Source organism: Streptomyces sp. NBC_00557, assembly GCF_036345995.1.
Taxonomy (GTDB): Bacteria; Actinomycetota; Actinomycetes; order Streptomycetales; family Streptomycetaceae; genus Streptomyces.
Genome location: NZ_CP107796.1, coordinates 7,532,644 through 7,555,256, shown reverse-complemented (window position 1 = coordinate 7,555,256; position 22,613 = coordinate 7,532,644). Strand labels below are relative to the sequence as shown.

At 73.5% G+C, this 22,613-nt stretch carries 20 protein-coding genes; 13 read left to right on the top strand and 7 right to left on the bottom strand.

Going from position 1 to position 22,613, the window contains the following annotated elements; all coding sequences use genetic code 11:
- Nucleotides 1-30 precede the first annotated feature (30 nt).
- Together OG956_RS33505 and OG956_RS33500 are read right to left on the bottom strand one after the other, a co-directional pair.
- A complete protein-coding gene (locus OG956_RS33505; RefSeq protein WP_330341765.1) occupies nt 31-1,704 on the bottom strand; it encodes an FAD-binding dehydrogenase in 1,674 nt (557 codons plus the stop codon).
- The gene (locus tag OG956_RS33500) at nt 1,694-2,389 is read right to left on the bottom strand and encodes a TetR/AcrR family transcriptional regulator (protein ID WP_330341764.1); all 696 of its coding nucleotides are present in this window, start codon (nt 2,387-2,389) and stop codon (nt 1,694-1,696) included. The genes OG956_RS33505 and OG956_RS33500 overlap by 11 nt, the downstream gene beginning before the upstream one ends.
- Nucleotides 2,390-2,512: 123 nt before the next feature.
- Between OG956_RS33500 and OG956_RS33495 the strand changes: the two genes are divergently transcribed.
- The 3 genes from OG956_RS33495 to OG956_RS33485 all read left to right on the top strand — a co-directional run bounded on the left by OG956_RS33495 (nt 2,513) and on the right by OG956_RS33485 (nt 5,235).
- Nucleotides 2,513-3,142, top strand: a complete 630-nt coding sequence (locus tag OG956_RS33495; RefSeq protein WP_330341763.1) for an alpha-ketoglutarate-dependent dioxygenase AlkB — start codon at nt 2,513-2,515, stop codon at nt 3,140-3,142.
- Between the two features lie 79 nt (nt 3,143-3,221).
- The gene (locus tag OG956_RS33490) at nt 3,222-3,968 is read left to right on the top strand and encodes an MBL fold metallo-hydrolase (RefSeq protein WP_330341762.1); all 747 of its coding nucleotides are present in this window, start codon (nt 3,222-3,224) and stop codon (nt 3,966-3,968) included.
- Between the two features lie 31 nt (nt 3,969-3,999).
- Nucleotides 4,000-5,235, top strand: a complete 1,236-nt coding sequence (locus tag OG956_RS33485) for a DUF4032 domain-containing protein (RefSeq protein ID WP_330341761.1) — start codon at nt 4,000-4,002, stop codon at nt 5,233-5,235.
- Nucleotide 5,236: 1 nt separating this feature from the next.
- Here the strand turns inward: OG956_RS33485 and OG956_RS33480 are convergent, their stop codons facing one another.
- Nucleotides 5,237-6,103, bottom strand: a complete 867-nt coding sequence (locus OG956_RS33480; RefSeq protein ID WP_330341760.1) for a universal stress protein — start codon at nt 6,101-6,103, stop codon at nt 5,237-5,239.
- A gap of 211 nt (nt 6,104-6,314) precedes the next feature.
- Here OG956_RS33480 and OG956_RS33475 point away from each other — a divergent pair, with 211 nt between their 5' ends.
- The 3 genes from OG956_RS33475 to OG956_RS33465 are packed head-to-tail and all read left to right on the top strand — an operon-like array spanning nt 6,315 to nt 9,815.
- Nucleotides 6,315-7,991 (top strand): FAD-dependent oxidoreductase, encoded by a 1,677-nt coding sequence (locus tag OG956_RS33475; RefSeq protein ID WP_330341759.1) that lies wholly within the window; start codon nt 6,315-6,317, stop codon nt 7,989-7,991.
- A gap of 16 nt (nt 7,992-8,007) precedes the next feature.
- Nucleotides 8,008-9,465: an ATP-binding protein gene (locus tag OG956_RS33470; protein WP_330341758.1), complete on the top strand. Its 1,458-nt coding sequence runs from the start codon at nt 8,008-8,010 to the stop codon at nt 9,463-9,465.
- Entirely contained in the window at nt 9,462-9,815 is a 354-nt protein-coding gene (locus OG956_RS33465; RefSeq protein WP_330341757.1) for a UBP-type zinc finger domain-containing protein, read from the top strand. Before OG956_RS33470 ends, OG956_RS33465 begins: the two co-directional genes overlap by 4 nt.
- A 105-nt stretch (nt 9,816-9,920) precedes the next feature.
- Here the strand turns inward: OG956_RS33465 and OG956_RS33460 are convergent, their stop codons facing one another.
- Nucleotides 9,921-11,138 carry an SGNH/GDSL hydrolase family protein gene (locus OG956_RS33460; protein WP_330343012.1) on the bottom strand — a complete coding sequence of 406 codons (1,218 nt, stop codon included), beginning with the start codon at nt 11,136-11,138 and terminating at the stop codon, nt 9,921-9,923.
- A gap of 288 nt (nt 11,139-11,426) precedes the next feature.
- The gene (locus OG956_RS33455; protein WP_330341756.1) at nt 11,427-13,220 is read right to left on the bottom strand and encodes a M4 family metallopeptidase; all 1,794 of its coding nucleotides are present in this window, start codon (nt 13,218-13,220) and stop codon (nt 11,427-11,429) included.
- A 338-nt stretch (nt 13,221-13,558) separates the two neighbouring features.
- Between OG956_RS33455 and OG956_RS33450 the strand changes: the two genes are divergently transcribed.
- From OG956_RS33450 to OG956_RS33420, 7 genes are all read left to right on the top strand, one after another.
- Nucleotides 13,559-14,233, top strand: coding sequence for an AIM24 family protein (locus OG956_RS33450; RefSeq protein ID WP_330341755.1), 675 nt, complete (start codon nt 13,559-13,561; stop codon nt 14,231-14,233).
- A 169-nt stretch (nt 14,234-14,402) separates the two neighbouring features.
- On the top strand, nt 14,403-15,443 hold the full coding sequence (locus tag OG956_RS33445; protein ID WP_330341754.1) for a tetratricopeptide repeat protein: 1,041 nt from the start codon (nt 14,403-14,405) through the stop codon (nt 15,441-15,443).
- Nucleotides 15,440-16,459 (top strand): polyprenyl synthetase family protein, encoded by a 1,020-nt coding sequence (locus OG956_RS33440; protein WP_330341753.1) that lies wholly within the window; start codon nt 15,440-15,442, stop codon nt 16,457-16,459. Before OG956_RS33445 ends, OG956_RS33440 begins: the two co-directional genes overlap by 4 nt.
- Nucleotides 16,460-16,552: 93 nt before the next feature.
- Nucleotides 16,553-17,515: a threonine/serine dehydratase gene (locus OG956_RS33435; protein WP_330341752.1), complete on the top strand. Its 963-nt coding sequence runs from the start codon at nt 16,553-16,555 to the stop codon at nt 17,513-17,515.
- A 198-nt stretch (nt 17,516-17,713) separates the two neighbouring features.
- On the top strand, nt 17,714-19,279 hold the full coding sequence (locus OG956_RS33430) for a serine/threonine-protein kinase (RefSeq protein WP_330341751.1): 1,566 nt from the start codon (nt 17,714-17,716) through the stop codon (nt 19,277-19,279).
- A gap of 50 nt (nt 19,280-19,329) precedes the next feature.
- Nucleotides 19,330-20,301 (top strand): LLM class F420-dependent oxidoreductase, encoded by a 972-nt coding sequence (locus tag OG956_RS33425; protein WP_330341750.1) that lies wholly within the window; start codon nt 19,330-19,332, stop codon nt 20,299-20,301.
- A 156-nt stretch (nt 20,302-20,457) separates the two neighbouring features.
- On the top strand, nt 20,458-20,883 hold the full coding sequence (locus OG956_RS33420) for an SsgA family sporulation/cell division regulator (protein ID WP_330341749.1): 426 nt from the start codon (nt 20,458-20,460) through the stop codon (nt 20,881-20,883).
- Nucleotides 20,884-20,998: 115 nt separating this feature from the next.
- On the opposite strand, the gene OG956_RS33415 is transcribed toward OG956_RS33420, so the two are convergent.
- Together OG956_RS33415 and OG956_RS33410 are read right to left on the bottom strand one after the other, a co-directional pair.
- Nucleotides 20,999-21,547 carry a DUF6328 family protein gene (locus OG956_RS33415; protein ID WP_330341748.1) on the bottom strand — a complete coding sequence of 183 codons (549 nt, stop codon included), beginning with the start codon at nt 21,545-21,547 and terminating at the stop codon, nt 20,999-21,001.
- A 53-nt stretch (nt 21,548-21,600) separates the two neighbouring features.
- Nucleotides 21,601-22,584 (bottom strand): aldo/keto reductase, encoded by a 984-nt coding sequence (locus OG956_RS33410; RefSeq protein ID WP_330341747.1) that lies wholly within the window; start codon nt 22,582-22,584, stop codon nt 21,601-21,603.
- Between the last annotated feature and the right edge of the window lie 29 nt (nt 22,585-22,613).

Here is a 22,613-nt window from a genome sequence, read left to right as displayed (position 1 = left end):
CTGGCGGGCGCCCTCCGTCCGCCCGCGGCCTCAGCCCGTGTGCGCGGCCGCGTGCCGGCCGGCGGCGCGCCCGGAGAACAGGCAGCCGCCGAGGAAGGTGCCCTCCAGCGCGTTGTAGCCGTGCACACCGCCGCCGCCGAAGCCCGCCACCTCACCGGCCGCGTACAGTCCCTCGATCGGCGTGCCGTCGGCGGCCAGGGCGCGCGAGTCGAGGTCGGTCTGGATGCCGCCGAGGGTCTTGCGGGTGAGGATGTGGAGCCTGACGCCGATGAGCGGGCCCGCGGCGGGGTCGAGGATGCGGTGCGGCGTGGCCACCCGGCCGAGCCGGTCCCCTATGTAGCGGCGGGCGTTGCGGATGCCCTGGATCTGGGAGTCCTTGCTGTACGGGTTGGCCAGCTGCCGGTCGCGGGCCTCGATCTGGCGGCGCACCTCGGCCGGGTCCAGCAGCGGTGTGCCGGCCAGCGCGTTCATCTTGCCGACGAGCTGCTCCAGGCTGCGCGCGGTGACGAAGTCCGCGCCCTTGTCGACGAAGGCCTGCACCGGTGCGGGCGCGCCGCTGCCCAGCAGCCGGTCGCGCAGGACGGCCTTGCGGTCCCTGGCGGTGATGTCGGGGTTCTGCTCGGAGCCGGAGAGCGCGAACTCCTTCTCGATGATCTTCCGGGTGAGGATGAACCAGGAGTGGTCGTAGCCCGCGATGTCCTCGGTGGTGCGCAGGTACTTGAGGGTGTTGAGGGTGTCGTAGCCCGGCAGGCAGGGGCCGGGGAGCCGGCGGCCGAGGGCGTCGAGCCAGATGGAGGACGGGCCGGGCAGGATGCGGATGCCGTGGCCGGGCCAGATGGGGTCCCAGTTCTGCAGGCCCTCGGTGTAGTGCCACATGCGGTCGCGGTTGACCAGCCGGACGCCGGCCTCGGCGCTGATGTCGAGCATCCGTCCGTCCACGTAGGCCGGGACGCCGGTGACCATCTCGGCGGGCGGGGTGCCGAGCCGGGCGGGCCAGTAGCGGCGCACGATGTCGTGGTCGGCGCCGATGCCGCCGGTGGTGACGACGACGGCCTGCGCGGTGAGTTCGAAGTCGCCGACGCGGTCGCGGTTGGAGGCGGCGCCGCGCGGCGCGTGGTCGTCGGCGAGCACGGTGCCGCGCACCCCGCGTGCCGTGCCGTTCTCGACGACCAGTTCGTCGACCCGGTGGCGGTGGTGGAAGGTGAGCAGTCCGTCGCGGGCGGCCCGGCGGGCGTACTTCACGAAGGGTTCGACCACGCCGGTGCCGGTGCCCCACGCGATGTGGAAGCGGGGCACGGAGTTGCCGTGGCCGTCCGCCCTGAGGTCGCCGCGCTCGGCCCAGCCGACGGTCGGCAGCAGCTCGATGCCGTGGCCCTGGAGCCAGGACCGCTTCTCGCCGGCCGCAAACTCGACGTAGGCGCGGGCCCAGCGCACCGCCCAGGAGTCCTCGTCGTCCAGCCGGTCGAACTGCGCGCTGCCCTGCCAGTCGCTCCAGGCCAGCTCGAAGGAGTCCTTGATGCCGAGGCGGCGCTGCTCCGGGGAGCCGACGAGGAAGAGCCCGCCGAAGGACCAGTACGCCTGGCCGCCGAGGTTGGCGGCGTTCTCCTGGTCGACCAGGGCGACCCGGCGGCCCCGGCTGGTCAGCTCGTGTGCCGCGACCAGGCCGGCGAGGCCCGCTCCGACGACGATGACGTCAGCGTCCATCGTGACTGTGTCCTTCCTGAGGGTCCTCGTGCGGGGTTCTGCGGGGACGTGCGGCGGAGTGCGGGCTGCTGGGGGCGTGGCTGCCGTCGGTGAGGAGGGCGGTGAGCAGCTGTTTGAGCCAGACCCGGGCGGCCTCGACGTCCTTGTCCAGCAGCAGCTGGACGGTCACGCCGTCGTACGCGGCGACCACGGCGTGCGCGGCGCCTTCCACGCCCCCCAGCACGGCGGGCAGGCCGGTGCGGCCGCGGGCGCGGAACAGCCGGTCGGCGATCGCCTCCCGGAGCCGGGCGCGGTGGTCGAGGAGCGCCCGGGCGACCTCGGGGTCGCGGGCGGCGTGCACCAGGAAGTCGGTCTTGACCAGCAGCCAGTCCACGTCGAGGAGCAGCACCTCGGTGACCCGGTCCACGGAGGCCGGCACGTCGAGTCCGGGGCCTTCCTGGGCGAGGGCCTCGGCCACCTGGGAGGCGATGAGGTCGGCGCGCTCCTGGTACAGCGCGAAGAACAGCTCGTCCAGCGTGGCGAAGTTCGAGTAGAAGGCGCCCCGGCTGAAGCCGGCCGCCTCGCAGACCTCCTCGATGGAGACCCGGCCGAAGCCCTTCGCGGCGAACACCCGGAACGCGGCGTCCAGCAGCCGCGCCCGCGTCCGGACCCGGCGTCTGGTGACCCGCGGGGCGGGGTCGTCCATCACGGCTCCCTCCGGTTGGATACGAGAATGTATCCGATACACCGGTGTATCGGGAAGGGCCCCCGATTCGGCGGGCCGGTAGATCATGGGAACAGGTTTTCGATTAAGGCGTAGGCTGGGCTCATGGCCACGCACCTCCAGGGCTCCCTGTTCGACCAGACCGACGAGCTGCGGCCCGGCCCGCTGGACGGGCTGCGCCGGACCGACCTGGGCGCCGGCGCCTGGATCGACGTGCTTCCGGGCTGGCTGAGCGGCGCCGACGCCCTGTTCGAGAAGCTCGCGGCCGACGTGCCCTGGCGCGCCGAGCACCGGAAGATGTACGACAACGTGGTCGCCGTACCGCGCCTGCTGGCCTTCTACGGCGCCGGCGACCCGCTCCCCGATCCGGTGCTGGAGGAGGCGCGCGAGGCGTTGTCCCGGCACTACGCCGAGGAGCTGGGCGAGCCGTTCGCCACGGCGGGGCTGTGCTTCTACCGCGACGGCCGGGACAGCGTGGCCTGGCACGGGGACCGGATCGGACGGGGCGCCCGCGAGGACACCATGGTCGCGATCCTCTCCGTCGGCGAGCCCCGCGACCTGCTGCTGCGCCCGGCCGGCGGAGGCGGTGCGGCGGTGCGCCGCCCGCTCGGGCACGGCGACCTGATCGTGATGGGCGGCTCCTGCCAGCGGACCTGGGAGCACTGCGTGCCGAAGACCGCCCGGGCCGCGGGGCCGCGCATCAGCATCCAGTTCCGGCCGCAGGGCGTGCGGTGACACCAGCCGGGTGGTGCGCGGCGCCGGCGCATCTGGTTGGCTGTCCCCGACGATCGGCCGCACAGGGCTCGGGGAGATCATGCGGGCAGAGGTACACCAGGTCGCCGACGGCACCTATCTGGTGCACGGCCACCACGTCAACTGGGTGATCCTGAAGGACGGCGACGCCGTCACGCTGGTGGACACCGGCTACCCGGGAGACCGCCAGGGGGTCCTGGACTCCCTGGCCGAGGTGGGCAGTTCACCGGAGGCGGTGGCCGCCGTGCTGATCACCCACGCGCACAACGACCACCTGGGCTCGGCCGAGTACCTGCGCGCCGCCCACGGCACCCCCGTCTATCTGCACCCGGCCGAAGTGCCGCACGCGCGACGGGACTTCCTGCAGCAGGCCACCATCGGAGACGTGGTGCGCAACGCCTGGCGGCCCGGTGTCGTGCCGTGGGCGCGGCACGTCATCAAGGTCGGCGGCACCCGGCACAACCCCGTCACCGCGCCCGAGCCGTTCCCGGCCGAGGGCCCGCTCGACCTGCCCGGCCGCCCGGTGCCCGTGCACACCCCGGGCCACACCGACGGCCACTGCGTCTACCACCTGCCCGAGGCGGGCATCGTCATCTCCGGCGACGCCCTGGCCACCGGCCACGCGACCTCGCGGACCAAGGGCCCCCAGATGCTCCTCGACTTCTTCCACCACGAGCGCGCCCGGGCCGTGGCCTCGCTGGAGGTCATCGGCGCGCTCGACGGCGACACCCTCTTGCCCGGCCACGGCCCGGTGCACCGGGGCCCGGTGCGCGCGGCGGCCGAGCAGGCGCGGGAGCGGGCCTCCTAGAACAGCCGCGCGGGGCCTTAGGGTTCGTGCCATGGCCTTGCACATCAGCGCCACGAACCCGGAGCACCCCGCCCTGCTGCTCGCCCTCCCCTGGGACGTGCCCCTGGAGGAGTGGCCCGAGGAATACCTCGTGCCGCTCCCGAGGGGCATCTCCCGGCACATCGTGCGGTACGCCCACGCCGGGGACGAGGTGATCGCCGTCAAGGAGCTGGCCGAGCGTCCCGCGCTGCGCGAGTACGAGCTGCTGCGCGACCTCGACCGGCTCGGCATCCCCGCCGTCGACCCGCTCGCCGTGGTCACCGGCCGCACCGACCGCGCGGGCCGGCCGCTGGAGCCGGTGCTGGTCACCCGGCATCTGCGCGGTTCGATGCCGTACCGCTCGATGTTCGAGACGACCATGCGCCCGGCGACCATGCACCGGCTGATGGACGCCCTGGCGGTGCTGCTGGTGCGCCTGCACCTGGCCGGGTTCGCCTGGGGCGACTGCTCCCTGTCGAACACGCTGTTCCGCCGGGACGCGGGCGCCTACGCCGCCTACCTGGTCGACGCCGAGACCGGCGACCTGCACCCGCGGCTGAGCCCCGGGCAGCGGGAGTACGACCTCGATCTGGCCCGGGTGAACATCAGCGGCGAGCTGCTGGACCTGGAGGCGTCCGGCGCGCTGCACCCCTCCGTCGACCCGGTGGAGTTCGGGCACGAGATCTGCACCCGGTACCAGGGCCTGTGGCAGGAGCTGACCCGCACCTCGGTGTACCCGGCGGGCAAGTACCACTACATCGAACGCCGGATCCGCCGGCTGAACGACCTCGGGTTCGACGTCGCCGAGATGCAGATCGAGCACTCCTCCAACGGCGACAGCGTCACCTTCGTGCCGAAGGTCGTCGACGCCGGCCACCACCAGCGCCAGCTGCTCAGGCTGACCGGCCTGGACGCCGAGGAGAACCTGGCGCGCAGGCTGCTGAACGACCTGGAGAGCTGGATGGCCACCCAGGAGGACTACGCCCCGGGCGACCCCCTCGCCGCCCGCCCCGAGGTGCTGGCCCACCGCTGGGTGCGGGACGTGTTCCGGCCCACCGTGCGGGCCGTGCCGCCCGAGCTGCGCGGCTCGATGGACCCGGCGGAGATCTACCACGAGCTCCTCGAGCACCGCTGGTACCTGTCCGAGCGCGCCCAGCACGACATAGGCCTCGACACCGCCGTCAAGGACTACATCGAGAACGTGCTGCCCAAGGCGCGGGCCGGTCTGGAGCCGGTCGAGGCCGAGTAGCTCAGTCGTGCGGGACCACGGCGACCGGGCACCCGGCGTGGTGCAGCACCCCGTGCGCGACCGACCCGATCCGCGCGCCCACGGCACCGCGGTGCGCGCGGCGCCCCACGACCACCAGCTGGGCCCGCTCGGCCGCCGACAGCAGCACCTGGCCGGCGCTGCCCATCTCGACCTGCTCGGCGACGGGCACCTCGGGGAACCGCTCCCGCCACGGCCGCAGCGCCCGCGTGAGGGCCTGCCGCTCGTAGGGTTCGAGACCGCCTGCGTCGTCGAGGAGCTTGAGCGAGCCGGGGCTGTAGGCGAACACCGGCGGCAGGGTCCACGCGCGCACCGCCCGGACGGTCGCGTCGCGGGCCGCCGCCGTCTCGAAGGCGAACCGCAGGGCGGCCGCGCTGTCCTCGGGTTCGCCGTGCTGGCCGACCACGACGTCCCGCCCGGCGGCCTCCGCGGCGGGCCGGTCCCCGGCGCGCACCAGGACCACCGGCCGGGTCGCCCCGGCGATCACCTGCCGGCCGGCCGAGCCCAGCAGGAACCCGAGGACGGCCCCGTGCCCGCGCGAGCCCAGCACCAGCATCTCGGCCTCCGCCCCGGCACCCGTCAGCGCGTCCACCGGGTCGCCCTCGACGACGTCGACGCTCACCGGCAGCTCCGGATGCCGTTCGCAGACGGCCCGCACGGCGTCGGCCACACCCTGCGAGACCCATCCGTACTGGGTGTCCCGGTCGGCGGTGGCGAGCGACTCGGCGTAGCGCCAGGCGTGCACCACGCGCAGGGCCAGCCCGCGGCGTACGGCCTCCCGGCAGGCCCAGTCCAGCGCGGCCAGGCTCTCCTCGGTGCCGTCGACTCCTGCCGTGATCGGGCGTGTCATGCGTGCTCCCCTCGTCGTCGCCGTCGTGGTCCTGGTGCCCACTATCGGGCACGGCGCGCACGGGCCCGGTGATCTCCGGCCGCCCCGGGTGACCGGGCCGCCTGCCGTATCCCAGGGCGAACCGGGGCGATCGAACATACGATGGCTGGGAACCGGCGCGGTGGTCCCCACGACACCGGTCCGTGACACGGAAGCTCGGGGTGGGAGACGTATGGCACAGGCCGCCGACACAGCGCGGACCGTCATCCTGACCGTGGACGACGACCCGGGGGTCTCCCGCGCCGTCGCCCGCGATCTGCGGCGGCGCTACGGCGAGTCGTACCGGATCGTGCGCGCGGAGTCCGGTCCGTCCGCGCTGGAGGCGCTGCGGGAGCTGAAGCTGCGCGGCGACCTGGTGGCGGTGATCCTGGCCGACTACCGGATGCCGCAGATGAACGGCATCGAGTTCCTGGAGCAGGCGCTGGACGTGTATCCGGGCGCGCGGCGGGTGCTGCTCACCGCGTACGCGGACACCAACGCGGCGATCGACGCGATCAACGTCGTCGACCTGGACCACTATCTGCTCAAGCCCTGGGACCCGCCGGAGGAGAAGCTCTACCCGGTCCTGGACGACCTGCTCGAGGCCTGGCGCAGCAGCGCCTACCGGCCCGTGCCCAGCACCAAGGTCGTCGGGCACCGCTGGTCGGCCCGGTCGTCGAACGTGCGCGAGTTCCTGGCCCGCAACCAGGTGCCCTACCGCTGGTACTCGGTGGAGGAGCCGGAGGGCCGCCGGCTGCTGGCGGCCGCCGGAGCGGACGACGCGCGGCTGCCGCTGGTGATCACGCCGGACGGCGGCACCCTTGTCGAGCCGGAGGCCCCGGAGCTGGCGGCGCGGGTGGGCCTGGCGACGACTCCGACGGCCGACTTCTACGACCTGATCGTGATCGGCGGCGGGCCCGCCGGGCTCGGCGCCGCCGTGTACGGGGCGTCCGAGGGGCTCAGGACCGTGCTGGTGGAGCGCTCGGCCACCGGCGGGCAGGCCGGGCAGAGCTCCCGGATCGAGAACTACCTGGGCTTCCCCGACGGGGTGTCCGGCGCCCAGCTCACCGACCGGGCGCGCCGGCAGGCCGCCAAGTTCGGCGCGGAGATCCTCACCGCCCGCGAGGTGACGGCGCTGGAGGCCAACGGCGCCGCCCGGGTCGTACGGTTCGCGGACGGCACGGCGATCGCGGCGCACAGCGTGATCCTCGCGACCGGCGTGCAGTACCGGCAGCTGGAGGCGCAGGGCTGCACCGATCTCACGGGGTGCGGCGTGTTCTACGGCTCGGCGCTGACCGAGGCCGCCTCCTGCCAGGGCCAGGACATCTACATCGTCGGCGGCGCCAACTCGGCGGGCCAGGCGGCGATGTACCTGTCCCGGGGCGCGAAGTCGGTGACGCTGCTGGTACGCGGGCCCGACCTGTCGGCGTCGATGTCGCACTACCTGATCCAGCAGATCAACGAGGCGCCGAACATCTCGGTGCGGCCGCACACCGTCGTGGACGCGGCGCACGGCTCGGACCACCTGGAGCAGCTGACGCTGCGTGACACGGTGACCGGAGAGTGCGAACGGGTCGACGCCCAGTGGATGTTCGTGTTCATCGGCGCCGCCCCGCTGACCGACTGGCTGGGCGACGCGGTGCTGCGCGACGAGCGCGGGTTCATCCTGGCCGGGCCCGATCTGACCGCCGACGGGCGGCCGCCGGCCGGCTGGGAGCTGGACCGGCCGCCGTACCACCTGGAGACCAGCGTCCCCGGCGTGTTCGTGGCCGGTGACGCCCGTGCCGAGTCCGCCAAGCGCGTGGCGTCCGCGGTCGGCGAGGGAGCGATGGCCGTCATGCTCGTCCACCGGTATCTGGAACAGTCGTGAACGACGGGGAGCAGCCATGAGCGGGCAGATCATGCCGTGCAGTCCGAAGGAGATCGGCTCGCTGTTCCTCTTCGAGAAGCTGAGCCCCGAGCAGCTGGGCCGGCTGTGCGGCGAGGGGCGGGTGGAGCTGTTCGAGCCCGGCCCGGTGTACACCGAGGGCGACCCGGCGACCTGCTTCTTCGTGATGATCGAGGGCACGGTGGTGCTGTCCCGCCGGGTCGCCGGCGACGACGTGGAGGTCGCCCGCACCTCGCAGCGCGGGGTGTACGCGGGCGCGATGCAGGCCTACCTCGGCGACCGGGTGCGGCAGGTCTACAACAACTCGATGCGGGTGACGGAGCCGTCGCGGTTCTTCGTGCTGCCGGCGGACATCTTCGCGGACGTCATGACCGAGTGGTTCCCGATGGCCGTGCACCTGCTGGAGGGCCTGTTCTTCGGCTCGAAGAACACGCAGGCGGCGATCGGGCAGCGGGAGCGGCTGCTGGCGCTCGGCTCGCTGTCGGCCGGGCTCACGCACGAGCTGAACAACCCGGCGGCGGCAGCGGTCCGGGCCACCGCGACGTTGCGCGAACGGGTCGCCAAGATGCGGCGCAAGCTCGCCGTGATCTCCGAAGGGCCCTTCTCCCGTGACGCGCTGGCGAGCCTGATCGAGGTGCAGGAGCGCACCGCGGAGCGGGTCGCCAAGGCGCCGGTGCTCACTCCCCTGGAGGCCGCCGACCGGGAGGACCTGCTCACGGACTGGCTGGAGGACCACGGCATCGGCCAGGCCTGGCAGCTGGCGCCCACCTTCGTGCAGGCCGGGCTCGACGTCGACTGGCTGGAGCAGGTCGCGGCGGCCGTGGACCCGGAGATCCTGCCCGGAGCGGTCGGCTGGCTCAACTACACCATCGAGACCGAGCTGCTGATGAACGAGATCGAGGACTCCACCACCCGGATCTCGCATCTGGTCGACGCCGCGAAGCAGTACTCCCAGCTGGACCGGGCGCCCTACCGGGTGGTGGACGTCCACGAACTCCTCGACAGCACGCTGCTGATGCTGTCCGGCAAGATCGGCGCCGGCATCAAGGTCGTCAAGGAGTACGACCGCACGCTCCCGCCGGTGCCCGCCTACCCGGCCGAGCTGAACCAGGTGTGGACCAACCTGGTCGACAACGCCGTGTCGGCCATCAACGGGGCGGGCGGCTCGGGCACGTTGACGGTGCGGACCGCGCTCGACCACGAGCGGCTCCTGGTCGAGTTCCGGGACACCGGCCCGGGTGTGCCGCCGGAGATCAAGGACCGGATCTTCGACCCGTTCTTCACCACCAAGCCGGTCGGCGAGGGCACCGGGCTGGGCCTGGACATCTCCTGGCGGATCGTCGTCAACAAGCATCACGGCAGCCTGCGCGTCGACTCGGTCCCCGGTGACACCCGTTTCCAGGTGCTGCTGCCGCTGACCGCCGAGGCGCCGGAGGAAGTGGAGGAAACGGCATGAGCACCGTCGAAGGAGTCGACCCGGGCGTCCCGCCCAGCGGCCCGGGATGTGTGGAGTGCGAGGCGGCGGGCGGCTGGTGGTTCCATCTGCGCCGGTGCGCGCAGTGCGGGCACATCGGGTGCTGCGACGACTCCCCCGCCAAGCACGCGACCGCCCACTACCACGCCACGGGGCATCCGGTGATCCGGAGTTTCGAGCCGGGCGAGGAGTGGTTCTGGAACTACGCGACGGACGAGCTGTACACGGCGGGGCCCGAACTGGCGCCGCCCGCCAGCCATCCCGCGGACCAGCCGGTGCCGGGGCCTGCCGGGCGGGTGCCGGGGAACTGGGCGGAGACGTTGCGGGGCTGAGCGCCGGCGGGCCGGGGGTGTCCGCGTCGGCGGCTGCGGGGGCTCGTGGGATCGCGTGGTTCCCCGTGCCGCTTCGCGTGCGCGCGGCTCCGGCGTCCCGGCCGGTCAGCGGGCGCAGTCGAGGCTGCTCGGGCGGACCGCGTCCGCCAGCGACCGCATGCCGCGGTCGTCGGGGTGGAGATGGTCGCCGCCGTCGAGGGCGGGCCGCAGCCGCGCGGGGTCGTGCGGGCGGCGCAGGGCGCGGTCGAAGTCGGTGACGGCGTCGAACTCCCCGCCGCCGCGGACGAACCGGTTCACCTGCCGGCGCACCGCGTCGTCGCGCCGGTCCCATTCGGGCCAGCCCCCGAAGGGTCCGATGGTGGCGGCGACCACGCACTTGCCCGCCGCGTGCGCCCGCTGGACGATCTTCCGGTAGCCGGCGATCAGGTCCCGCGCGCGGACACCGGTGTGTGCCTTGAGGTCGTTCACCCCCTCGAAGAGGAACACGGTGCGCACCCCGGGCAGGGACAGCACATCCCGGTCCAGCCGGTGCAGGGCGCTCTGCCCGGCGCCGTCCGCGAGCACCTGGTTGCCCGCGACGCCCTCGTCGGCGACGCCCTGGACGGCCGTGTGGGCCCTGTGCAGGCGGCGGGCGAGGTAGTCGGGCCAGCGGCGGTCGGTGTCCGGGGTGGAGTGCCAGCCGTCGGTGAGGGAGTCGCCGAGCACGGCCACGGCCCCGGTGCCCGGACGTGACGGCCGTACGGACACGGCGTCGAGGTACCACCAGGCGCCGGTCGTCCGGGTCCAGTGGGCGCCGCCGTCCTCGGCGGTGTGGTCGCCCTGGCCGGTGTACGACGTCTGCATCGCGAGCCAGTGGCCGGTCGCCGGTCCCGCCGCGTCCGGGGTGTGCAGGCTGACGGCGAGATCGGTGCCGGCGGGCACCCGGCCGGGCACGGGGTCGCTCCAGGCGGTGCCGCCCGCGGGGACGGTGACCGTGCGGGCGCCGGCGAAGGTCAGCCGCCGGTTGCTGCCGGGCCGCAGGGCGGCGCCCCGGGCGCGTATCCCGGCGTGCACGTCGTCCACGGTCAGCGGCCGGTCGCCGAAGGCGTTGCTCAGGCGGACGCGCAGATCGTCGCCGCCGACGCTGGTGTGCACGATCAGCCGGTAGTCCTGGCCGGCGACGCCCTCGCCCAGGCGGTCCGCGCTCGCCGCCCAGGTCACGACCCCGGAGGCCCGCTCGGTGGGCGGGGGGAGGGCGCCCACGCGGGCGGGCGCGGACTGGCAGGCGGCGACGGTGAGCAGGGCGGCGGCGAGGCGGCAGCCGCGGGCGAACCGGCCGGTCACGGTGCGGCGTCCAGGAGCGTGCCGGACCCGCCGGGCCGTCTGCGGGTCCTCCGGGACAGGGCTGCCCGTCCCACGCAGATCATGGTCGCGCCGACGCGCCTGCCGCGCACCTCGACGGGTGTCCCGTCCGGCGCGGGTGGTCTCGCCGTGGTTGTCCGGGGCCATCCTCTCCTCCAGCCGGTGACACACGGGTACGGCCCGTGTGCGCAGGTACCGGTGCCCTGCGGCGGCCCGGACATGCGGATGCCCCGCGCGGGGCGGGGCATCCGGTGGTGCGTCGGCCGTGCGTCAGTGACGGGCGGCCGGGGTGTTGGCGGCGGTGACGTCGACCGCGGCCCACGCCTTGTCCACCGTCTTGTACTCGGTGCTGTTCGCGCCGTACAGGTCCTTGGCCGCCTTCAGCGTCGCGATCCGCGCGTCGTGGAAGTCGGTCGTGGAGACCATGTAGCGGGTCAGGGCACGGTAGAAGATGGCGGTGGCCTTGGTGCGGCCGATGCCCTTGACCGTGGAGTGGTCGTAGGTCGGCGAGTTGTAGGCCACGCCGTTGATGGTCTTCTTGCCGCTGCCCTCCGCGAGGAGGTAGTAGGCGTGCGAGGAGACACCGGAACCGGCGTGCACCTCGGTGTAGTAGGTGTCCGGCGACCAGTAGTCGATGGTGCCCTCGAGCTTGTCGAGCGACGGGTGGTCGAGACGGCGCAGGAACTTCTGCGACAGGCCCAGCTTCTCGCCGATCAGGTAGTCCCCGGTGTCCTTCGTGTTCTTGGCGTAGAACTCGACGTTGGAGCCGAAGATGTCGGCGAGCGACTCGTTCAGCGCGCCCGGCTCGCCGTACTGGTTGCCGTCGGAGTCGACGTAGGTCGGCTCCAGCTTGGCGGTCGCGTCCACCACGCCGTGCGTCAGCTCGTGGCCGGTGACGTCGAGGACGACGAGCGGCTTCTTGAACATGTCGCCGTCGCCGTCGCCGTACAGCATGCAGTTGCAGGTCGGGTCCCAGAAGGCGTTGGCGACCTTCTTGCCCCAGTGCACCATCGCCTGCGCGGCCTTGCTGTTGTTGGCTATGCCCTTGCGGCCGAAGGTGCTCTTGTAGAAGTCCAGGGTCTTGGTGACGCCGTACTGGGCGTCGGCCGCGGCGCTGGCCCGGTTGGCGGTCGTGCCGTTGCCCCACACGTTGGTGGTGCCGGTGAACTTGGTGCCGGAGCTGAACTTCTCCGTGTACGAGCCCTTGGCGTCGCGCGTCTCGGTGCCGTACCGGCTCGGGTCCTTCAGCTGGTAGTGGCCGCGCGAGGTCTGCGTGGTGGTCAGGCCGACGGAGCCCACGAAGAGGGTCTTGCCGGTGCCCTTGGCGGCCGACGGGTAGCTCGCCGTGGCGCCGGAGACGCCGGAGCCGAGCAGGCCGGCCTCGGGCGAGGCGGAGCCGGTGCCGGTGGCCGGGTCGATGGTCTCGCCGTGCCTGCGCAGGCTCTGGAGCAGCTTCGGCGACAGGAACTCGTCGCTGTCGGGGGTGTTGCTGCGCACCTTGCCGGTGACGGCGTCGACGACGACGGTGTGGGAGCCGCCCTGGTCGTCGGTCACGCTCACCTGGTAGGAGAGGGCGGAGGAGCCGTCGCGCGCGTCGACGACGAGCTGCGCGGCGCCCGCCTCGCCCTTGGCGGCGCGGGCGGCCTTCGCGGCGGCCTGAGCCGCGGTCAGCTCGGCCTTGGTGGTGGCCGGCTTGACGGCTTGATCGGCGGCGCGGGTCACACCGGTGTAGGCCAGCTTGTGGTCGAGGTGGACGACGAGGTCGCCGCCGAGGACGGGCAGGCCGTCGTGGGTGCGGACGAAGCGGACGTGCCGGGCGCCCTCGGGGTCGAGCATGACGTCCTGGGCGTGCAGTGCGTCGCCCTGGGAGACGCCGGTCGCCGAGGCGTGGGCGAAGGCCGCGGTGCGCGCCGCCTCCACCACCGCGGTGGCGTTCGTGGTCGCGGACGCCGAGGACCGCTCCACCCCCGTCGAGGGACCCGCGAATGCCGTACCGGCCAGGCCCGTGGCAGCGGTCGTCACCGCGATGGCGACAGCGACGCTGCGTATGTGCGGTCTACGCAAGGATCAAGGTTCCTTTTGTCTGCAGCGGCTGGGGTCCCCAACCGCCCTGAGGCGTGACGCGGTTGCGCGTCACGGGGGCTGGTCGGGCCCCCGGGCGTAACCCTTGCGGATCAGTCATGTGCACGTAAAGGCGGAATGATCGATTTCGCGACCTTCTATGGCAATCCTTTACGAATGCGTGCCGCAGAGTGATCACCGACTGACCAACTGTGTGTCGCCTGTGAGGACGTTCACGCCATGGCACGGGTTGCACGGCCGGAATGTGACCGACGTCGCACGCACCTTCGCGCGGGCGAGGGCCCTGGTGCCGGTCCTCGGCGGGAGGAGACCATGCCCGCATGAAGGGTGATCTCTTTTCCAGTGAGCACGTGGTGCAGCCGGCCGTGGAGCCGGGCATGTCCGTCGAGAACGCCAAGTGCCTCAAGTACGCGGTGGACGGCGCGATGTACGCCCGCCAGGGCGCGATGGTCGCCTACCGGGGCAGCCTCGCCTTCGAGCGCAAGGGCCAGGGCGTCGGCGGCATGCTGAAGCGCGCGGTCACCGGTGAGGGGCTGCCCCTCATGGCGGTGCGCGGCCGGGGCGAGGCCTGGTTCGCGCACGAGGCGCAGAACTGCTTCATCGTCGAGGTCGAGCCCGGCGACCGGTTCACGGTCAACGGCCGCAACGTACTGTGCTTCGACGCCTCACTGTCGTACGACATCAAGACCGTCAAGGGCTCGGGCATCGCCGGCGGCGGCCTGTTCAACAGCGTGTTCAGCGGGCACGGCCGGCTCGGCCTGGTCTGCGACGGCAGCCCGCTGGTCATCCCGGTCTCGGCGCAGGCGCCGGTGTACGCCGACACCGACGCGGTGGTCGGCTGGACCGCGCACCTGCAGACCTCGTTGCACCGGTCCCAGTCCATCGGCTCGATGCTGCGCGGCGGTTCCGGAGAAACCGTCCAATTGAAGCTCCAGGGCGAGGGTTTCGTCGTGGTGCGCCCCAGCGAGCTGACCGCGCACAGCCAGCAGCACTGAACCTTCACACGGTGATCCGCACCGCACGGGCAACCCGCAACGCCGCACCCGCGTCTTGATCGTCGACAGACCGACACGCCCCGGTTCTCTCGGCCGGGGCGTATTCGGACCCACCTATACACGCCATGTATACACGCGCTGTATACACATCGCGTATAGAAAGGCACGCATGTACGGCAAGGCTTTCGCCCCCGAGTACCAGGGCGCCCTGACCACCCTGTCCGTGAACTCCTCGCTGGTCGATGTGCTGGCGGAGGGCACCGAGAAGCTGCGCGAGGCCGAGCGGTCCGGGCGCCCGGCCGAGGCGGCCCGCTGCGGGCTCGCCGTGGCCGAGGCGCACCGGCGGCTCGGCCAGGTGCGGGACGCCGACCGGGCGTGGAAGGCGAGTTACCGCGCCGCCCGCGCGGCCGGCGACACCGCCGCGATGGCGTGGGCCCTGTGGAGCGGCGGCACCCTGGCCCGGCAGCGCGGCGCCTTCCCGCTGGCCTGGCGGCTGCTGGGGCTCGCGGCCGAACTCGGCGAACGCGGCGGGGACGTCGTGGTCCGCGGCTACTCGCTGGCCGGTCTCGCGGAGACCGGCCGGATCCAGGGCGACTACGCGGCGGTCGGCCGGCTGCACGAGCAGCTGCTGGCCGAGGCGCGCAGGCGCGGCGAGGCCCGGCACACGGTGTGGGCGCTGGAGGGCATCGCCCAGATGCACCGCAACACCGGCGACCTCGACCGGGCCTACGCGCTGTTCGAGGAGGCGGCGGAGATAGCCGAGCGGGCGGAGGACCGGCGCGGGCACGCCTGGGCGCTGCGCGGACTCGCCGACATCCTCTCGGTGCGCGACAAGAACACCGAGGGCGCGCTGGAGCTGCTGTCCCGCGCGGAGGCCGACTGCCGGGCGATGAACCTCTCCAGCGCTCTCGCCTACAACCACAAGATGCGCGGCAACGTCCTGTACCGGGCCGGGCGTTACCCCGAGGCCCGCCGGATGTACGAGCTGGCGCTGACGGAGTTCCGCGCCATGAGCGAGCCGCGCGGCGAGGCGCTGGCCCGGCTGGGGCTGGCCAAGTCGCTGGCCCGGCTCGGGCGGGACCGCGCCGAGACCGCGGCCGAACTCGCCGATCTGGCGCGGACGCTGGAGCGCAGCGGACTGAAGCACGCCCGGGAGATGGTGGCCCGGGCCCAGGAGGAGTTCGGTCTCGGCACGGAGGCCGCCCGGTGACCGCCGTACAGGCTCCGCCGTCCGTTGCCGACGTCCTCGGCCGGTGCCGTCGGCTGGCGGACCCGGCGCTGCGCGAGGCGGTGGGCCGGCTGCACCCGTGGGTGGCGGAGATGGCCGCCTACTCCTTCGGCTGGTGCGAGGTCGGCGGGGCGCCCGCCACCGCGCCCGGCGGCAAGGGCGTACGGCAGGCGCTGGCCGTGCTCGGCGCCGAGGCCGCGGGGGCGGACGGGCGGACCGGCGTCCCCGCCGCGGTCGCGGTGGAACTGGTGCACGCCTTCTCGCTGCTGCACGACGACATCATGGACGGCGACGCGACCCGGCGCCGCCGCCCGGCCGTGTGGCAGGCCTACGGCACCGGCCCGGCGGTGCTCGCCGGGGACGCCCTGTTCGCGCTGTCGGTGGAGACGCTGGCGCAGGCACCACGGGGCGCGGGCGCCGTACGGCTGCTGTCGGCGGCCCTCGCCGACCTGGTGCGCGGGCAGGCCGACGACCTGCTGTTCGCCGCCCGCCCGTGCACCGGCCCGGAGCGGGTGACGCTCGAGGAGTACCGGGCGATGGCGGAGGGCAAGACCGGCGCCCTGCTGGGCTGCGCCGTCGCGCTCGGCGCCCTGCTCGGCGGGGCGGACGAGGCCGTGGTCGGCGCGCTGGACCGGGCCGGGCGGCGGCTCGGCGTCGCCTTCCAGCTGGTCGACGACGTGCTGGGGATCTGGGGCGACCCGGACGTCACCGGCAAGCCGGTGGGCGGCGATCTGCGGGAGGGCAAGAAGACCTATCCGGTGCTGGCCGCGCTCGGCTCCCCGGCGGCCCGCGGGCTGCCCGAGCTGCTCGATGCGCCGGGCCGGGCGGACGAGGCCGCCGCGCTGATCGAGGCGGCGGGCGGCCGTACGGCCGCGCTGGCGGAGGCCCGTGCGCACACGGCCGCCGCCCGGGCGCTGCTCACCCGGGCACCCGCGGCCCCCGGAGCGGCGCGGGAGCTGCTGCGGCTGCTGGACTTCCTGGTGGGCCGCGTGTTGTAGGCGGCGGGCGAAACCGTGTTGACCATCGCGCTCCCCGCGGGTCAGGGTGCCTTCGGCGCGGCCCTCACCCCCGCGCCGGAAGGGTGAAGCACCTTGATCGGCATCAAGGAGATCGAAGCCGCCGCGGAGCGGATCGCCGGACAGGTGGTGCGGACGCCGACCGTGCCGAGTCCGGGCCTGACCGCGCTGCTCGGCGTCCCGGTCACCGCCAAGCTCGAACTGCTCCAGCGCACCGGCTCGTTCAAGGCGCGCGGGGCGACGGCGAAGCTGCTGTCGCTGAGCGAGGCCGAGCGGGCGGCGGGCGTGGTCGCGGTCAGCGGCGGCAATCACGGGATCGCCCTCGCGGTGATGGCCGCGGTCCTCGACGTGAAGGCGACCGTGGTCATGCCCCGTACCGCACCCGAGCGCTCCATCGCGCTCGCCGAGCGGGCGGGCGCGCAGGTGCGGCTGACCGACGGCATGGACAGCGCCTTCGAGCTGGTGACGAGGCTCCGGGACGAGGGCCTGACCCTGGTCCACCCCTTCGACGACCCGGTGGTCATCGCCGGGCAGGGCACGGTCGGGCTGGAGCTGGCCGAGGACGCGGGCGAGGAGCTGACGGACGTCGTCGTCAGCATCGGCGGCGGCGGGCTGATCGCGGGGATCGCGGCGGCCCTCGCGGCCCGGTGGCCCGGCGTGCGCGTGTGGGGGGTGGAGACCGAGGGCGCCGAGGCCATGTCGGCCGCGCTGACGGCGGGCGGACCGGTGCCGGTGCCCCTGTCGTCCCTGGTCACCACCCTCAGCGCGCCCTCGGTGTCCCAGCTGACGTACGACCATGTGTCCGCGCTGGTCGAGGAGGTGCTGGTGGTGCCGGACCGGGACGCGGTGCAGGGCTCGCTGGACCTCGCCGAGCACGCCAAGGTGTGGGCGGAGCCGGCCGCCGGCTGTCTGCTGCCGGCGGCCCGGCGGGTCGCGGCACGGGTCGGCGACGGCGCCCGGATCGGGCTCGTGGTCTGCGGCGGCAACACGACACCGCGCGAACTGACCGGCTGGGCCGAGCGGTTCGGCCTGCTGTGAGGCGGGGCCGCATCCGGTGACTTACCCTCGGTTACCCGCAGGTTGAACCACCGCCGGGTGCGGCCATCGCAAAGTCGCAAGCCCTTTCGAAGAATTGAATGAAAGGCAGGAACCGCGCCGGGTCACGGATTCATTGAACGCACCCCCGCTCGCGCCGCGTACCTCTGTCAGGACACGAAACAGGGGTTTCAGCGAGGGATGACCATGACCAAGTCGCACGTCTCCGCACACGAACTGGTCGCCGGGCGGTACCGGCTCCTCGAGGTCTTCGCCCGCGAGACGAACCGCCTGTGGTGGTACGCCGAGGACGTGGCCGCGGAGCAGCCCCGGCTGGTGGCGCAGACCGCCCTGCCGGAGCCCGCCGACGACGACTCCGCCCGCCGGGTCACGACCCGTGTCGTGCGGACCTCGGAGACGATGCGGCTGCTGTGCCCGGGGCAGATCGCCCAGGTCGTCGACGCCGTGGTGGAGGCGGGTGTCCTGTGGACGGTCATCGAGTGGATCGACGGCACACCGCTCGGCGAACTCCTGGACCGGGAGGGCGCGTTCAACGCGCTGCGGGCGGCTCGCATCGGCCTGGAGCTGCTGGACGTGCTGCACGCCGCGCACGAGGAGGGCATCACGCACGGCGAGCTGAGCCCCGGCCAGGTCTTCGTCCGCAGCAGCGGCCCGGTCGTCGTCACCGGGTTCGGGCTGGCCGGCGCGACCCTGGTGCCTCGGCTCACGGCGCCGTCGTACGCCTCGCCGGAACAGGCCCGTGACGAGCGGATCGGGCCGGCCGCCGACCTGTGGGCGCTGGGTGCGCTGCTGTACACGATGGTCGAGGGCCGGCCGCCGTTCCGGGACCGCGGCCGGCCCGACGCCACCCTGAAGGCGGTGGACCGGCTGCCGCTGCGCACCCCGCTGCGCGCGGGGCCGCTCACCCAGGCGGTGCAGGGGCTGCTGCGGAAGAACTCGCGGGAGCGGCTGACCCGGCCGGTGGTCCGGGAGGCGCTCATCCGGGTCCTGGACGAGGACACCGACGCCGACCGGCAGCCGGCTCCCGTGCCCCGGCTGCGCGCCGCGTACGCGGGAGTGCGCCTCGCCGCGCGGCAGCGGGGCAGAACGGCCCTGGCCGTCGGCACCGCGCTGGCCGTGCTCACCGTCGCCGCCGCCGTCCTCGCCGCCACGCACGGGCATACGGGTCCCGGCACCGCGCAGGCACCGGCCCGCCCCGGCGTCTCCGCCCCGCCGACCGGAGCCGGCACCGGCACCAGCACCGGCACCGGCACGCCGTCCCCCACGGCGAGCGCGTCGTCCGCCCTGCCCGCCGGCTACCGCCGCTACACCGCCCCGGAGGGCTTCTCCGTGGCTCTGCCGGACGCCTGGAAGCGGCTGACCACCACCCGTGTCACCGGCGCCTACCGCGTCGTCTTCGGCCGGGACGGCGCCTCCCCCACCCTCGCCGTCACCCACAGCGAGCACGTCGGCCCGGATCCGGTGGCGATCTGGCGCGACGACGTGGAACCGGGGCTGCGGCGGCTTCCCGGGTACGACCGCGTCGGCGACGTCCGCGCCCTCACCTACCAAGGGCACCCGGCCGCCGACCTGGAGTGGCTCGCGGGGACCGGCGCGGCACGGGTGCACACCTTCGGGCGCGGGTTCCTCACCGGCGGCGACGGCTTCTCCCTGCGCTTCACCACCCCGGCCGCGGCCTGGGACGACGCCGCCAACCGGCTGGCGCTGACGACGTTCCTGCGCACGTTCCGGGCGCCGGCGGGCTGACCCGCGCCCGCGGCTCGTTTTCGCACCGCCGACGCGGGGACTCGCCCCCTATGGTGCAAATCGGATACACGATGATGACCGAGCAGGCAGGCCCCCGGGAGCTGGTGGACCATGTGGTCCGGGCCGAGGAGGCCGGGTTCGACTTCTCGGTGATCTCCGACCACTACTTTCCGTGGCTGCGCTCGCAGGGCCACTCCTCCTACGCGTGGAGCGTGCTGGGCGCGGCCGCGCAGGCCACCTCGCGGATTCCGCTGATGACCTACGTGACCTGCCCGATCCTGCGCTACCACCCGGCGATCGTGGCGCAGAAGGCGGCCACCGTGCAGCTGCTGTCCGAGGGCAGGTTCCGGCTCGGGCTGGGCGCCGGCGAGAACCTGAACGAGCATGTGGTGGGCGGCGGCTGGCCCCCGGTCGACGTGCGCCACGAGATGCTCGAGGAGGCCGTGGAGATCATCCGCGCCCTGTTCGAGGGCGGTCATGTCACCCGTCACGGGCAGCACTACGACGTGGAGTCGGCCCGCCTGTGGGACCTTCCGGACCAGCCGCCGCCGATCGGGATCGCCGTCTCCGGCGAGCAGTCCTGCAAGCTCGCCGGGCACCTCGCCGACCTGGTCATCGCGACCGAGCCGAAGCAGGGACTGCTGGAGGCGTTCGACCGGCACGGCGGCAGCGGCAAGCCCCGGGTCGGCCAGCTGCCGGTGTGCTACGACCCCGACCGGGACACGGCGGTCAAGCGGGCCCACTCCCAGTTCCGCTGGTTCGGGCTCGGCTGGAAGGTGAACGCCGAACTCCCGCACCCCGACGCCTTCGAGGCCGCGACGCAGTTCGTGGACGAGGACGACGTCGCCGCCTCGATCCCCTGCGGCGACGACCCGGACGCCTTCGTCGAGGCCGTACGGCCGTACGCCGAGGCCGGGTTCGGGGAGGTCGCGCTGGTGCAGATCGGCGGCGACGCGCAGCCCGAGTTCCTGGACTGGTCCGCGAAGACCCTGCTGCCCGCGCTCCGGGAGGCCTTCGGCTGACCCCGGGCCCCGGCGGCGCGCACCGTCGGGCCGCCGGGGAGGCACCGGAGGCCGGCATCCACGCACAACCGCCGGGAATCGGCCACACAGATGAACATCCCCGGCGCCACGGGGTACTAGGAGGCCCTGAGCCCGTCGAGGCCCGGAGGCCCGCCCGTGAACACGTTCGTGCACAAGACGCTGGTGGTACAGCTCCGCGCGGAAGGCACCGGCCGGTGCCCCGTGCTGGCCCATCTCAGTTACGACGCCGACGACCCGTTCGCCGTCACCGCCGCCTTCGGCCACGACGGCCGGGTGCTGGCGTGCTGGCGGCTGGACCGGGAGATGCTCTGCGCCGGCCTGGAGCGGCCCGTCGGAGTCGGGGACGTACGGCTGCGGCCGGTCGTGACGGGCGCGCTGCGGGAGCTGCGCATGGAGTTCCTCGGGGACGTGCGGCCGGACGGCGGGCGGCACCACGCGGTGGTGTTCGCCTGGGCGCCGGCGGTCGCCGCCTTCCTGCGGGAGACGCACCGCATCGTCCCGCCGGGCCGGGAACGGGTCCCGGTGGACGCGCTGTTGGCCGAGATCCTCTCCGCGGGCTGAGCGCGCGGGCTGAGCGGCCCGGACGGCAGCCCCGGACAGCAGCCCTGGACGGCCGCCGCTCAACCGGGCGGCCGGGGAGCCGGGGTTCACGGCAGCCCGTCCGGGCGGCCGGTGTTCACGGCCGGTCCGGGCGCTCCTCCCGGGCGGAGCCGGCGGGCGGGCCCCCGGCCCGGTCCGCGGAGTAGGGCGCGTACCTGTGGCGGGCCCACAGGGGCAGGCCGAACCAGCACAGCAGGTACCAGGCGACCACGGCCGTCACCAGCCACGGCACATACGGGTTGTGCGTGGCCACCCGCAGGATCAGCAGCTGCGCGAACGTCATCGTGCCGAACAGCAGCACCAGGCCGACGAGGGTCATCCGGGACGCCAGCCGCACCGCCTGCGGCTTGACCATGCGGCCGGAGATGAGGCGGTGCAGGGAGACCGGACCGATGAGGGCGCCGGTCGTGCAGGCGCCCAGGATGACGGTCACGATGTAGATGACCTGGTTGGTGTGGGAGAGCGTCGTGTACTTCGGATAGAAGACCACGGTCAGCAGGAAACCGAACAGGATCTGCACGCCCGTCTGGGCGACGCGGACCTCCTGGATGAGTTCACCCCACATCCGGTCGGCCCGCTCCTCCTCGGTCTCGTGCCGCCCTCTGCGCCGTCCGTCCTCCGTCATGCGGTCTCGGGTAACCGCACGGCCGTTGCTTCAAACGATCGGTGCCGCCGTGACTACCAGCGGTGTTCGACCTGGTCCTTGATCCGGCGCTCGTACAGCTCGCGGATCGCGGTGAAGGTCTCCTGCGGCAGCGGCGGCAGCTTGGCGGCGGCCGCGTTGGCGCGGGCCTGCTCCGGGTTGCGGGCCCCGGGGATCACCGTGGTCACGCCGTCCTGCTCGATGATCCAGCGCAGGGCGAGCTGGGCCGGGGTGTAGCCCTCGGGGGCGAGCGCGGCGAACTCGGCGGCGGCCTCGACGCCCGTCTCGTAGTCGACGCCGGAGAAGGTCTCGCCCTGGTCGAAGGCCTCGCCGTGCCGGTTGAAGGTGCGGTGGTCGTTGGCGGCGAACACCGTGTCCTTGGTGTACTTGCCGGACAGCAGCCCGGAGGCGAGCGGCACGCGCGCGATGATGCCGACGCCGGCCTCGCGGGCGGCGGGCAGCACCTCGTACAGGGGCTTCATGCGGAACGGGTTGAGGATGATCTGCACGCTCGCCACGTGCGGGCGGGCGATCGCGGTCAGCGCCTCGGCGCAGGTCTCCACGCTCACCCCGTACGCCGCGATCCGCTCCTCCTCCACCAGGGTGTCCAGGGCGTCGAACACCGCGTCGGAGGAGTAGACGGGGGTGGGCGGGCAGTGCAGCTGCACCAGGTCGATCCGGTCGACGCCGAGGTTGCGGCGCGAGCGGTCGTTCCAGGCGCGGAAGTTGTCCAGGACGTAGTTCTCGGGGATCTGCTCGACCCGGCGGCCCATCTTGGTCGCCACCAGCACGTGCAGGTCGGGGCGGGTGCGCAGGAAGGTGGCGATGGTCGCCTCGCTGCGCCCGTCGCCGTAGACGTCGGCCGTGTCGAAGAAGGTGACGCCCGACTCGGCCGCCGCCTCCAGGACGGCCTCCGCCTCCTTGGCGTCCACGTCGCCCCAGTCGGCGCCCAGCTGCCATGTGCCGAGGCCGATCACCGATGCCCACTGCCCCGACCTGCCGATTACGCGTTCGTCCATGGCGCCAGTGTGTCATCCGCCACCCGGCC